This is a genomic window from Burkholderia sp. ABCPW 14, assembly GCF_001523835.1.
GTDB lineage: Bacteria > Pseudomonadota > Gammaproteobacteria > Burkholderiales > Burkholderiaceae > Burkholderia > Burkholderia mayonis.
In genome coordinates this window covers 23857-35747 of the sequence record NZ_LOVS01000149.1, presented here as the reverse complement: position 1 = coordinate 35747, position 11891 = coordinate 23857, and the positions used below count along the sequence as shown (strand labels likewise).

Here is an 11891-nt window from a genome sequence, read left to right as displayed (position 1 = left end):
GGATTCGGCGAAGGACTCGACGAAGGATCAGGAGAAGCCCATGAGCGATTACCTGAATACGTTTCTGTTCGGCATCTATCCGTATCTGTGTCTGGCGGTGCTTTTGATCGGCAGCCTGATCCGCTTCGATCGCGAGCAATACACGTGGAAGAGCGATTCGTCGCAACTGCTGCGGCACGGTGCGCTGCGGCTCGGCAGCAACCTGTTCCACTGGGGCGTGCTCGTCGTCGTGATCGGCCATTTCGTCGGCTTTCTCGCGCCGCACTGGCTCGTGTCGCCGCTCATGTCGGCGTCCGCGCATCAGTTGATCGCGATGGTCGGGGGCGGCGCGGCGGGCGCCGTCGCGATCGTCGGGCTCACGATCCTGATCGCGCGACGCCTCGGCGATGCGCGAATCCGCCGCAACAGCCGCAAGTCCGACATCCTGATCGTGCTGATGCTGTGGGCGCAGCTCGCGCTCGGGCTCGGGACCGTCGTGCTGTCGGCGCGCCACATGGACGGCGCGATGTTCGAAGTGCTGACCGACTACGTGAAGGGCGTCGTCACGTTCCGGCCGGGCGTCGCCGAGCTGCTCGCCGGCGTGCCGTGGACCTATCGCGCGCACATCCTGCTCGGCTTCACGATCTTCCTCGTGTCGCCGTTCACGCGAATGGTGCACATCTGGAGCGGCTTCGCGTCGGTCGCGTATCTGATTCGGCCGTATCAAGTAGTGCGCAAGCGCTGAGACGCCGATGAACGCGATCGACGAAACCCTCGGCGCGCAGCGGCCCGCGCGCGTCAGCGTGAACGGCGTCGAGATCGGCGTGTCCGACATCGACGACGAGCGTGCGCATCATGGCGATGCCGACGATCCGCTCGATGCGGCGCGGCGCGCGCTCGTCGTGCGCGAGTTGCTGCGACAGCGCGCGGTCGCGCTCGGGCTCGATGCGGGCGGCGCGCCGCTCGACGACGGCGCGCTCGACGCGCTGCTCGCGCGCGAGCTCACGCATTTGCCGGAGCCGACGCGCGAGGATTGCGAGCGCTATTACCGGAACCATGCGGCGCGCTTTCGCCGGCGCGACATCGTCTACGCAAGCCATATCCTGTTCGCGGTGACGCACGCGACGCCGCTCGCGCCGCTGCGCCGCGAGGCCGAGGCGACGCTCGCGCGCGTGCTCGCCGATTCGCAGACGTTCGAGGCGCGCGCGCGCGAGCTGTCGAACTGTCCGTCGGCGAACGTCGGCGGCAGCCTCGGGCAGCTACTGCGCGGCGATTCGGTGCCGGAGTTCGAGGCGGCCGTGTTCGATACGCCGGACCTGGGCGTGCTGCCGCGCCTCGTGAATACGCGCTTCGGCTTCCACATCGTGCGGATCGATCGTCGCGTGCCGGGCGATCCGGTGCCGTTCGATGCGGTCGCGTCCGACATCGCCGCGTTTCTCGCCGAGCGCGTGCGGCACAAGGCGATCCAGCAATACGTGACGATCCTCGCGAGCGGTGCACGGATCGAGGGCGTCGCGTTCGGCGACGCGAACGGCCCGCTGGTTCAGTGACCTGATCGACAAAGGAGGGCGGACATGGCCTCACAGCACGGTTCCGGCGCGTTCGACCATGTCCCCGCTATCCCGGCGCGCGCATGGTCGGTGCTCTTCGCGAGCACGCTCGCGTTTCTCGTCTGCTTCGTCGTCTGGATGATGTTCGGCGTGCTCGGCATCCAGCTGCGCGAGGATCTGCATCTGAACGCGACCGAATTCGGGCTGCTCACGTCGACGCCGGTGCTGACGGGCGCGCTGATGCGGCTGCCGCTCGGCGCGTGGACCGACCGCTTCGGCGGCCGCATCGTGATGACCGTGCTGCTCGTCATCTGCGCGGTGCCCGTCTATGCGGTCAGCTATGCGACCGAGCTCTGGCAGTTCCTGCTGATCGGACTCTTTCTGGGCTGCGTCGGCGCGTCGTTCGCGGTCGGCACGCCGTACGTCGCGCGCTTCTTTCCGCCGCAGCGGCGCGGGCTCGCGATGGGCGTGTTCGGCGCCGGCACGGCCGGCGCGGCGGTCAATCTGTTCGTCACGCCGCTCTTGCTCGCCGCGTATGGCTGGCGCTTCGTGCCGCGCGTGTACGCCGTCGCGCTCGTCGTCACCGCGGCGATCTTCTGGCTCGCGTCGGCGCCCGATCCCGGCGCGGGCGCGCAAAAGGGCGCGTGGCTCGACTCGTTCAGGGTGCTGCGCGATCCGCGCGTGTGGAAGCTCTGCCAGTACTATTCGATCACGTTCGGCGGCTTCACCGCGCTGTCGCTGTGGATACCGCAGTATCTGAAGAACGGTTACGGGATGTCGCTCGTCGCCGCGTCTGCGTTCGCGGCGGGATTCTCGCTGCCGGGCTCGGTGCTGCGCGCGCTCGGCGGCGGGCTGTCCGACCGCTACGGTTCGCATGCGGTGACCTGGTGGGGGCTGTGGGTCGCGTGGATCTGCCTGTTCCTGCTGTCCTATCCGCCGACCGACCTCGTGATCCATACGGTCGACGGCACCGCGACGCTGCGGCTGCACCTTCCGCTCGCCGGGTTCGTCGCGCTGACGTTCGTGCTCGGCGCCGTGTTCGCGTTCGGGATGGCGTCGACGTTCAAGTACGTCGCCGACGATTTTCCGGACAACATGGGTGTCGTCACCGGGATCGTCGGGCTCGCGGGCGGACTCGGCGGCTTCCTGCTGCCGATCATCTTCGGCGCGCTCGTCGATCTGTTCCGCGTGCGCTCGACGTGCTTCATGTTCCTGTACGGGATCGTCTGGGTGTCGCTGATCATCCTCTATCTGTCCGAGATCCGGCGCGTGCCGGTCCCGGGCGGCGTCAAGCGCTGAACGGTCACGCCACGCGCTCGGCGTCGGCCGGCTGCGCTTGCGGTTCGCCCGCCGGCGCACGCTCGCCGTGCGACGACCAGCGCTTGCGCGCGGCCGGCTCGAGAATGCTCGAGGCGTTGCCGAGGAAGAGCCAGTGGACCTGATCGGGCGCGCACGCGTCGGTCTCGCGAATCCAGTTCGCGCCGCAGACGCCGCAGCGGTATTTGCCGATCTCGACCGGCTTGCGCAGCAGCGGCCGCAGCCTGGTCGGCTTGCCGACGGCGACGAGCGGGACGCCGCTCGCGGGATGCCGCTCGGCGAGGAGCGGCTGACAGACATCGCAAGGTATCATTGCGGCTTTCGTACGACGCGGGCGCGCACGCGCCCATGAATCAGGCAACGGTCTTGCGGCGCGGCTGCGGCTTCGCGGCGCCGCGGACGGCAACCGGACTGCGCGTCTTGTAGCTCACGCCGTGCTGCTCGAGATAGTCGCGAATCATCTGACGCACGACTTGCGACGGCGTCAGATCCTGCGCGGCGCACAACTGCTCGAACGCCTTCTTCTTGAAAGGGTCGATCAGGACGGTCAGACGAGCGCTTTTCGTTTCCATGGCGGGATACAGTGGCGAGTATGTTAATCAAATTATAATACATGCCGATTCCCGGACGATTTTTCGTCCGTTCCCTCATTTCCGGCGCGGCTTCGCGCGCCGCGGATCAAGCCTCGACCGGTTCGCCGAACCGGCTCCAGTCGTAGCTCACGCCCAGTTCGATGCGCACCGCCGCCTCGACGAGATCGACGCTGTGCCGATCCGCCATCGCGTTCGCGCGCTCGATCATCGTCTCGAGCGGCGGCAGCGGCGCGTCGCCTTTCCACGCGAAGCCGATCAGATTGAGCGCGCTGTCCTCGGCGGGCGCGAGCGTCGCCGACGCGCCGAACACGTCGCGCAGCGCGGCGAGGCAGTCGGCGACGCGCGGATCGTCGGTCAGCAGGTTGACGACGAGCACGCCGCCTTCCGCGAGATGACGATGGCAGTCGGCATAGAATTGCCGGTTGCCGAGTTCGTGCGGCAGGCCGGCGGCGTCGAAGCCGTCGACGATCAGTACGTCGGCGGATGCATCGCCGGACGCGACGTAGCGGGCGCCGTCGGCGCACAGGATCGCGAAGCGCGCGTCGTCGGGCGGAATCAGGAACCGGTCGCGCAGCGCGATCACGTCCGGATTGATTTCGACCGTCGTGATTCGCGCATCGGGCAGGTGCCGGTGGCAATACTTCGCGAGCGAGCCGCCGCCCAGGCCGATCATCGCGATCCGGCGCGGCTCGGGATGCAGCAGCAGAAAGCCCATCACCGTGCGCGTGTAGCCGAGCGCGAGCATGTCCGGACTGTCGACGTACATGCAGCTTTGCATGCCGCGGTCGTCGAAGCACAGCGACACGAGGTGCGGCGTTTCGATCACGACCGGCGAGTTCGCGCGCCCGCAGCGGTGCGGGGCGGACAGCGGCTCGGACGCGTTCGCGGACATGCCGGGAAAACGTGGTCGCATCGGCCGATTTCCGCTCATCGGCTCGCGGTCAGCAACGAAGCGAGCGAATCGAGCGCGTCGTCCTCGTCGGGGCCGCTCGACAGGATTTGCACCTGCGTGCCGCACTTTGCGCGCAGCGCGACGACGGACATCACGTCCTTCGCGTTCGCGCGGCGGCCGTTCGCGACGACGACGATATCGCTCTGAAAGCGGCAGGCCGTGCCGGCGAGCGCCTGACCGGCGAGCGCGGCGTCGTAGCGCCGCCATTTCAGGCCGATCTTGATCAATGCTTGTGCCACCCGGATTCCTTCAAGTAATTCATCGCGCGCCGGCCGTTCCATCCGGCTTTCGCGCGTGCCTGCTCAGTGCATGACGCGAGCCTGCGCACGGGCGAGGAACGCGAGCAGTTCGCCATCCCACGCGTCATCCTGCAGGACGATCTTCGCCGTGTCGAGCGGCTTCATGTCGCGGTTCAGATGCATGAGGAGGAGCGACCGGGGCGGGCACGGCCGCCGGAAGAAGTGCCCGTCGTCGTCGAGGAAGAGGCAGGGGCGCTGCCGGATCCGCGCGCTCGAGACCGAGATTCGATCCAGCACGTGGCGCGCCGATTCCTTCGGGTAGACGAAGATGACGTTCGTGCCGAGCGCTTCGAGGCGCTCGCAGGCGTCCGCGAAGCGGTACAGCATCTGGAAGCCGCGCTCGCCGCTCCGGCCGACGCCGACGATCACGAGCCCCTGCGCGCCCATCACGTCCCGCGGCTCGCGACGCGCGTAGTCGTGCGCCAGGAGCGCTACATGCATGTCGAACATGCGTGCATCCGGGACGGGCCGCGCATCGGGCGGCGCGTGCAGTTGAGCCAATCGCCGGACGGGGCCGGCGCGCGATCGATCATTTTCGTGTCAAGGGATGTATATGCACATAACATTAGCATGATATGTGCGTGATCGGAAAGTGGGCGAATGTGCCGGACGAGGCTGGCCTAGGTGCCGGAAGGGAGGCGGCGCGCACTCCGGCACCTGACGGGCGGCTTTCAGTGTGAAATTGTAACCGGCCGTCGCGGCCTGCGCGACACTGCTGCCGGCGTGGGCGTGGGCGTGGGCGTGGGCGTGGGCTCGCGACCGGCCGGGTGGCGGCAAGCGCCGGTATTCGGAACTTGCTCTCGCCTTCGGGTCCGGGATGCCGGACCCGGAACGCGAACCTGTCGTTCGGGCGGAGCGCGCAAGCCGCCGGCCCATGATCGTGCCGTGCCGAGCCAGGCAACCCCGCCCGAGTCCGCGCCGGCAACCGCCGCCCATCTACGCGCGCGGATCGACGCGGGCGGGCGCCGCCGCGCTCCCGCGCACCATCAATGCGCGGGCCCGTCGCCCGGCCGGCTCGCCCATTCGCGCAGATCGTCGAGCATCGGCACGCCGGCCAGCACGACGAGGAGGCCGGCGAGCGGGATCGTCACCGAATAGCCGACATGCTTGAAGCCGAGCGCGCCCGCGAGGCCGCCCGCGAAGAACATCGCCAGCATCGCGCCGAGCACGCGCAGCTTCTGCCGGTTCGCGTACACATCGGGCTCGCCGGGCTCGGCTTGCGTCGAATTCCAGTAAAACAGCTTGCCGAGCTCGATGCCGAGATCGGTGACGATGCCCGTCATGTGCGTCGTGCGGATCTCGGCGTTCGAGAGCTTCGTGATGATCGCGTTCTGCAGGCCCATGATGAAGCACAGCAGGACGACGGTGACGGGCACGAAGAACGTCCGCCAGAGCGCGAGATGGCTGCCGAGCAGGCCGAAGCACAGCAGCAGGAAGGCCTCGAGCAGCAGCGGGAACGCGTAGCGGCTGTGCAGCCGCTTGCGCCGCCCCCAGTTGACGAGCACGGCCGAAGACGCGGCGCCGAGCAGGAACGACACGAGCGACGCGATTCCCGCGAACACGAGCACGACGTTGCCGAGCGCCGCCTGATCGGCGATCGCCGACACGATCCCGCTCATGTGCGACGTGTACTGCTTGACGGCAAGGAGGCCGCCGGCGTTCGCGGCGCCCGCGACGAACGCGAGGGAAAAGCCGAGGTGCCGGTTGGCGTCGAGATTGCGGTCCTTTCCGGCGAGACTGCGAAAGTAGACGACTGGCATGGCGTGGCGGCGGATGGTCCAGCGCGTTCTGCTCACCTATCCGGGGACGGGCGTATTCGGGCGCCGAACAGCCGCGACGCGAGGCGTACCGGGGAGCGAGGCGATGCGTATCGGCGCGTATGGTGACAGATCGACAATGGTGCTAGGATGATAACGCCATTATCATACTCTTGTAACGAGATGGTCCTGCGATGACGCCCGGCTCGACGCACCGAATCGAAGAGGAGAAAGAGGAGACGCGCAGCCCGAGCGCGCGTCGCGCACGCTGCGGCGCCGCATGCGCGCGGCTTTTCGCCGCTTGCACGGCGCGCGGCGCTTCGCCATACTCGTCCGCACGTCCGTTGGCGCGACGCTAGTCGATCCGCGAGTCAGACAACATGGAACAGGGCCTGCTTCTCCGATGCGTGCTGCTCGTCGCTGTCGCGTGGCTCGTGCTCGGCTGCGCCGGACTCGCGAACCTGCGCCGCACCGGCGTGGTCGCACACGGGCTCTTTCCGCTCGGCGCGCTCGCCGGACTCGCGCTGGCGGGCGTCGGCTTCGCCGGCGTGTTCGCCGCGCCGTCCGCCGTCGTGGTGCCGCTCGGCCTGCCCGATCTGCCGTTCCATCTGCGCATCGATGCGCTGTCGTCCTATTTCCTGTTCGTGCTCGGCGTGGTGACGGCGGGCGTCGGCGCATTCTCGTCCGGCTATTTCCGCAAGGGCGAGGGCACGGCGCCCGGCCTCATCTGCTTCGAATACCACGTCTGCGTTGCGAGCATGGTGCTGCTGCTCGTCGCGGACGACGCCTATTGCTTCATGGTCGCGTGGGAGACGCTGACGCTGTCGGCAACCTTCCTCGTGATGACGAACCACCGGATCGCCGAGATCCGCCGCGCCGCGTTCCTGTACTTCCTGATCTCGCACGTCGGCGCGCTCGCGCTCCTGCTGTGCTTCGGGCTGCTGCAGGCGGGCACGGGCGACTACACGTTCGCGAGCATGCGCGTCCAGCATCTCGACGGGCTTGCGGCGTCGGCCGCGTTCGTGCTCGCGCTCGTCGGCTTCGGCGCGAAGGCGGGCATCTTCCCGCTGCACGTGTGGCTGCCGGCCGCGCATCCGGCCGCGCCGTCGCCCGTGTCCGCGCTGCTGAGCGGCTTCGTGCTGAAGGTCGGCCTGTACGGGATACTGCGGACGGTCCTCGATCTGCTGCACGTGCAGGTTGCATGGTGGGGCGTGCTGATGCTCGCGCTCGGCCTCTTCAGCGCGCTGCTCGGCGTCGTGTTCAGCACGATCCAGACCGACATGAAGCGGCTGCTCGCGTACTCGTCGATCGACAATATCGGCCTGATGTGCGTGAGCCTCGGTCTCACGATCCTGTTCCTCGGCTACCGTCTGCCCGCGCTCGCCGCGCTGTCGCTGACGGCGCTCCTGTATCAGATCGTCGCGCACGCGTGCTTCAAGAGCCTGCTGTTCCTCGGCACGGGCGCGGTGCTGCACGCGACGGGCGAGCGCAATCTCGGGCGGCTCGGCGGCCTGATCCGCTTCATGCCGTGGACCGCGTGGGCGATGCTCGCCGCCGTCGCCGCGAGCGCGGGGCTGCCGCCGTCGAGCGGCTTCGTGTCGGAGTGGCTGCTCGTGCAAAGCTTCCTCTTCACGCCGGGTCTGCCCGATTCGGTGCTCGGGATGACGGTGCCGCTCGTCGCCGCGCTCGTCGCGCTGACCGCGGCGCTCGCCGGCTACACGATGGTCAAGTTCTTCGGCATCGTCTTCCTCGGCCAGCCGCGCGAGGCGAAGCTCGCGCGCGCGCGCGACGCGAGTCCGTGGGAGCGCGTCGCGTTCTGCTGGTTCGCGGCGGCGAGCGTGCTGCTCGGCCTCGCGCCCGTCCAGTACGTGAAGGTGCTCGACGCGGTGACGCGCTCGCTGATCGGCGCGGGCATCGGCGGCGTCAACCATGGCTGGCTGCTGTTCGCGCCCGTGTCCACCGCGCGCGCGAGTTACATGCCGGCGCTCTTCATGCTGTTCTTCCTCGCGTGCTGCGCGCTCGCGTGGCTGCTCGTGCGGCGCTTTTATCACGGGCGTCTGCGGCGCTCGGCGCCGTGGTCGTGCGGCCATCCGTTCGTGACCGCGCGGATGCAGGATACGGCCGAAGGTTTCGGCCAGCCGATCCGTGAGATCTTCACGCCGTTCTTCCGGATCGAGCGGCGGCTGCCGTCGCCGTACGACGGGCGCCCGGAATACCGGATGAGCGTCGCGGACCGCACGTGGCATCTGCTCTACGAGCCGATCGCCGCGCTCGTGAACCGTGTCGCGGCGCTCGTCGGGCTGCTGCAGACGGGCCGCATCGCGATCTATCTGACGTACAGCTTCGTCGTGCTGATCGTTCTCCTGACGGTGGTGAGACGATGGTGACCGGCTCCGGCATCCTGTCGCAGACGCTCGAGATTCTCGTCGCGCTCGCGGCCGCGCCGCTGTTGACGGGTTGGGTCAACCAGTGCCGCGCGTGGCTGCAGAACCGCCGCGCGCCGAGCATCTGGCAGCCGTACCGGATGCTGCACAAGCTGTTCAACAAGGAATCGGTCGTCGCGGAGCATGCGAGCCCGCTGTTTCGCGGCGCGCCTTACGTCGTGTGGGCGGCGATGACGCTCGCGTGCGCGATCGTGCCGACGCTGTCGACCGAACTGCCGTTCTCGCCCGCCGCCGACGCGATCGCGCTCGTCGGCCTGTTCGCGCTCGCGCGCGTCGCGCTGTCGCTCGCGGCGATGGATATCGGCACCGCGTTCGGCACGCTCGGCGCGCGCCGCGAGATGCTGATCGGCTTTCTCGCGGAGCCGGCGCTGCTGATGGTGCTGTTCTCGGCGTCGCTGATCACGCAGTCGACGCTCCTGACGAGCATCGTCGCGACGCTCGGCCATCGCGAGCTCGTGATCTATCCGAGCCTCGCGTTCGCGGGGATCGCGTTTACGCTCGTGTCGCTCGCGGAAAACGCGCGGCTGCCGGTCGACAACCCGGCGACGCACCTCGAGCTGACGATGATCCACGAGGCGCTGATCCTCGAATATTCGGGCCGCCATCTCGCGCTGATGGAATGGGCGGCGAGCCTCAAGCTCTTCGCGTATTCGTGCATTGGCCTCGCGCTCTTCATGCCGTGGGGGATCGCCGAGGCGGGCAATCCGCTCGCGCTGCTGTTCGCGCTGCCGGCGCTCTTCGTGAAGCTTTTCGTCGGCGGCGCGGCGCTTGCGGTCGTCGAGACGACGAACGCGAAGATGCGCCTCTTTCGCGTGCCCGAATTCCTCGCGACCGCGTTCCTGCTCGCGGTGATCGGCATGCTCGTCCATTTCCTGCTGGGGGCATAGATGCACGGCTACGCGACCCAGCTCATCAATTTCCTCGCGGCGATCCTGCTGTTGCTGTCGTTCGCGATGCTGAGCCAGCGGCGAATCCTGTCGCTGATCCATCTGTATACGCTGCAGGGCGTCGCGCTCGTGTCGGCGAACCTGATCCTGGGCTTCGTGACCGCGGACACGCACCTGTACGTGTCCGCCGCGCTCACGCTGCTGCTGAAGGTCGGGCTGATCCCGTGGATCCTCTACCGGCTCGTGCAGCGGCTGAACGTGAAGGCCGATGTCGAGCCGCTCCTCAACATCCCGACGACGCTCGTCGCCGGCATCGCGCTCGTGATCGTCGCGTTCAACGTCGCGGCGCCGATCAGCCGGCTCGCCGAATCGGCCGCGCGCGGCACGCTCGGCATCGCGCTCGCGTGCGTGCTGCTGTCGTTCATGATGATGATCACGCGCGCGAAGGCGATTCCGCAGGTGATCGGCTTCCTGTCGATGGAAAACGGTCTGTTCTTCGCGGCCGCGGCGGCGACGAACGGAATGCCGATGATCGTCGAGCTCGGGATCGGGCTCGACGTGCTCGTCGGGATCCTGATCCTCGGCGTGTTCATGTTCCAGATTCGCGAGCAGTTCGACAGCCTCGACATACACCATCTCGAGAAACTGAAAGATGATTGACGTCTATCTGCTGCTGGCGTCGCTCGGCATTCCGCTCGTCGCGGGCGGGTGCCTTGCGTTCGTGCGGCGGCAGCACGTCGCGCGCGCGCTAAACGCGGGCTTCAGTTTCCTCACGTGCGCGGCGGCGCTGCTGCTCGCCGCCCGCACGGTCGCGCACGGGCCGATGTTCGCGCTGGGCGAGCTGTTCTTCGTCGATCCGTTCAACGTGTTCCTCGTCACGCTGACGGCGTTCGTCGGCTGGACGACGTCGCTGTTCTCGAATCCGTACATGCGCATCGAGCAGGACCGCGGCAAGATGAGCGACGGGCGGATGCGGCTCTATCACTGCATGTACCAGCTGTTCATCTTCGCGATGCTGCTCGCGCTGCTGACGAACAACGTCGGCGTGCTGTGGGTCGCGATGGAGGCGGCGACGCTCGCGACGGTGCTGCTCGTCAGCGTCTACCGGACCGCGGCGAGCCTCGAAGCCGCGTGGAAGTACTTCATTCTGTGCGGCGTCGGCATCGCGCAGGCGCTGTTCGGCACGATCCTGCTGTATCTCGCGGCGGGCCGGCGGCTCGCCGACGGCGACGCGCTGTTGTGGACGAGCCTGAATGCCGTCAAGACGCAGCTCGATCCGACGATCGTGTCGATCGCGTTCGTGTTCCTGCTCGTCGGCTACGGAACCAAGGTCGGGCTCGTGCCGATGCACAGCTGGCTGCCCGACGCGCACGCCGAAGGCCCGACGCCGATCTCGGCGGTGCTGTCCGGGCTGTTGCTGAACGTCGCGCTGTACGCGGTGCTGCGCTGCAAGGTGCTCGCCGACGGCGCGCTCGGCAACGGGCTGCCCGGCCATCTGCTCGTCGGCTTCGGGCTCGTGTCGGTGCTCGTCGCATCGTTTTCGCTGTTCCGGCAGAAGGACGTGAAGCGGTTGTTCTCGTATTCGTCGATCGAGCACATGGGGCTGATGACGTTCGCGTTCGGCTTGGGCGGCCCGGTCGCGACGTTCGCCGGGCTGCTGCACATGACGGTCCATTCGCTCGTCAAGTCGGCGATTTTCTTCACGGTCGGGCACGCGGCGCAGAAAGCGCGCACGCAGGCGATCGACGGCATTCAGGGGCTCTTGCAGGTGAGCCCCACGGTCGGCTGGGGCATGATGTTGGGCGCGCTCGCGATCCTCGGCATGCCGCCGTTCGGCGTGTTCGCGAGCGAATTCCTGATCCTGACGACGGCGATCGCGAAGCTGCCGTGGAGCGCGCCGTTCCTGCTCGTCGCGCTCGCGGCGGCGTTCGCGGCGATCTTCATGCGCGTGCAGCGGATGGTGTTCGGCGAACCGAACGTCGCGACGCTCGAGCATCCGCCGGCGCTGTTGCCGGTATTCGTGCATCTCGGCCTCGGCTTGATGCTCGGGCTCTACGTGCCGCCGTATCTCGCGACCTGGTATCGGCAGGCGGCGGCGATGATCGCGGGGTAG

General features: G+C 67.9%; 13 protein-coding genes. 7 read left to right on the top strand and 6 right to left on the bottom strand.

Features of this window, described 5'->3' with window-relative positions; translation table 11 throughout:
- Positions 1–40 precede the first annotated feature (40 nt).
- From narI to WS62_RS23615, 3 genes are read left to right on the top strand one after another with little or no spacing between them, the layout of a single operon-like run.
- Positions 41–724 (top strand): respiratory nitrate reductase subunit gamma, encoded by a 684-nt coding sequence (gene narI / locus WS62_RS23625; RefSeq protein ID WP_066575984.1) that lies wholly within the window; start codon positions 41–43, stop codon positions 722–724.
- Positions 725–731: 7 nt separating this feature from the next.
- Positions 732–1529 carry a peptidylprolyl isomerase gene (locus WS62_RS23620; protein WP_066575981.1) on the top strand — a complete coding sequence of 266 codons (798 nt, stop codon included), beginning with the start codon at positions 732–734 and terminating at the stop codon, positions 1527–1529.
- Between the two features lie 24 nt (positions 1530–1553).
- On the top strand, positions 1554–2828 hold the full coding sequence (locus WS62_RS23615; protein ID WP_066575978.1) for an MFS transporter: 1275 nt from the start codon (positions 1554–1556) through the stop codon (positions 2826–2828).
- A 4-nt stretch (positions 2829–2832) separates the two neighbouring features.
- Here WS62_RS23615 and WS62_RS23610 read toward each other — a convergent pair whose 3' ends face one another.
- From WS62_RS23610 to WS62_RS23585, 6 genes are all read right to left on the bottom strand, one after another.
- Positions 2833–3159, bottom strand: a complete 327-nt coding sequence (locus WS62_RS23610) for a hypothetical protein (RefSeq protein WP_066493554.1) — start codon at positions 3157–3159, stop codon at positions 2833–2835.
- A gap of 40 nt (positions 3160–3199) precedes the next feature.
- Positions 3200–3418 carry a ribbon-helix-helix protein, CopG family gene (locus WS62_RS23605; protein WP_010109026.1) on the bottom strand — a complete coding sequence of 73 codons (219 nt, stop codon included), beginning with the start codon at positions 3416–3418 and terminating at the stop codon, positions 3200–3202.
- A 106-nt stretch (positions 3419–3524) separates the two neighbouring features.
- Positions 3525–4331: a fused MFS/spermidine synthase gene (locus WS62_RS23600; RefSeq protein ID WP_066575975.1), complete on the bottom strand. Its 807-nt coding sequence runs from the start codon at positions 4329–4331 to the stop codon at positions 3525–3527.
- A 35-nt stretch (positions 4332–4366) separates the two neighbouring features.
- The gene (locus tag WS62_RS23595) at positions 4367–4630 is read right to left on the bottom strand and encodes an HPr family phosphocarrier protein (RefSeq protein ID WP_066493549.1); all 264 of its coding nucleotides are present in this window, start codon (positions 4628–4630) and stop codon (positions 4367–4369) included.
- Positions 4631–4693: 63 nt separating this feature from the next.
- Positions 4694–5140, bottom strand: coding sequence for a hypothetical protein (locus WS62_RS23590; protein ID WP_066576485.1), 447 nt, complete (start codon positions 5138–5140; stop codon positions 4694–4696).
- 536 nt (positions 5141–5676) lie between these two features.
- Positions 5677–6450 carry a YoaK family protein gene (locus tag WS62_RS23585; protein ID WP_066575972.1) on the bottom strand — a complete coding sequence of 258 codons (774 nt, stop codon included), beginning with the start codon at positions 6448–6450 and terminating at the stop codon, positions 5677–5679.
- A gap of 377 nt (positions 6451–6827) precedes the next feature.
- Here WS62_RS23585 and hyfB point away from each other — a divergent pair, with 377 nt between their 5' ends.
- Genes hyfB through WS62_RS23565 form a run of 4 tightly spaced genes read left to right on the top strand, consistent with a single transcriptional unit; the run spans position 6828 to position 11891 of the window.
- Entirely contained in the window at positions 6828–8834 is a 2007-nt protein-coding gene (gene hyfB / locus WS62_RS23580; RefSeq protein ID WP_066575970.1) for a hydrogenase 4 subunit B, read from the top strand.
- Complete coding sequence (locus tag WS62_RS23575; protein ID WP_066575968.1) at positions 8828–9778, top strand: respiratory chain complex I subunit 1 family protein; 951 nt, start codon at positions 8828–8830, stop codon at positions 9776–9778. Before hyfB ends, WS62_RS23575 begins: the two co-directional genes overlap by 7 nt.
- Complete coding sequence (locus WS62_RS23570) at positions 9779–10438, top strand: formate hydrogenlyase (RefSeq protein ID WP_010118847.1); 660 nt, start codon at positions 9779–9781, stop codon at positions 10436–10438. It begins immediately after the preceding gene.
- On the top strand, positions 10431–11891 hold the full coding sequence (locus tag WS62_RS23565; RefSeq protein ID WP_066575965.1) for a hydrogenase 4 subunit F: 1461 nt from the start codon (positions 10431–10433) through the stop codon (positions 11889–11891). Before WS62_RS23570 ends, WS62_RS23565 begins: the two co-directional genes overlap by 8 nt.

What these genes read in the sequence shown, in the direction of transcription:
- narI (WP_066575984.1), top strand. Translation starts at nt 41, where the DNA reads ATGAGCGATTACCTGAATACGTTTCTGTTCGGCATCTATCCGTATCTG.
- WS62_RS23620 (WP_066575981.1), top strand. Translation starts at nt 732, where the DNA reads ATGAACGCGATCGACGAAACCCTCGGCGCGCAGCGGCCCGCGCGCGTC.
- WS62_RS23615 (WP_066575978.1), top strand. Translation starts at nt 1,554, where the DNA reads ATGGCCTCACAGCACGGTTCCGGCGCGTTCGACCATGTCCCCGCTATC.
- WS62_RS23610 (WP_066493554.1), bottom strand. Translation starts at nt 3,159, where the DNA reads ATGATACCTTGCGATGTCTGTCAGCCGCTCCTCGCCGAGCGGCATCCC.
- WS62_RS23605 (WP_010109026.1), bottom strand. Translation starts at nt 3,418, where the DNA reads ATGGAAACGAAAAGCGCTCGTCTGACCGTCCTGATCGACCCTTTCAAG.
- WS62_RS23600 (WP_066575975.1), bottom strand. Translation starts at nt 4,331, where the DNA reads ATGTCCGCGAACGCGTCCGAGCCGCTGTCCGCCCCGCACCGCTGCGGG.
- WS62_RS23590 (WP_066576485.1), bottom strand. Translation starts at nt 5,140, where the DNA reads ATGTTCGACATGCATGTAGCGCTCCTGGCGCACGACTACGCGCGTCGC.
- WS62_RS23585 (WP_066575972.1), bottom strand. Translation starts at nt 6,450, where the DNA reads ATGCCAGTCGTCTACTTTCGCAGTCTCGCCGGAAAGGACCGCAATCTC.
- hyfB (WP_066575970.1), top strand. Translation starts at nt 6,828, where the DNA reads ATGGAACAGGGCCTGCTTCTCCGATGCGTGCTGCTCGTCGCTGTCGCG.
- WS62_RS23575 (WP_066575968.1), top strand. Translation starts at nt 8,828, where the DNA reads ATGGTGACCGGCTCCGGCATCCTGTCGCAGACGCTCGAGATTCTCGTC.
- WS62_RS23570 (WP_010118847.1), top strand. Translation starts at nt 9,779, where the DNA reads ATGCACGGCTACGCGACCCAGCTCATCAATTTCCTCGCGGCGATCCTG.
- WS62_RS23565 (WP_066575965.1), top strand. Translation starts at nt 10,431, where the DNA reads ATGATTGACGTCTATCTGCTGCTGGCGTCGCTCGGCATTCCGCTCGTC.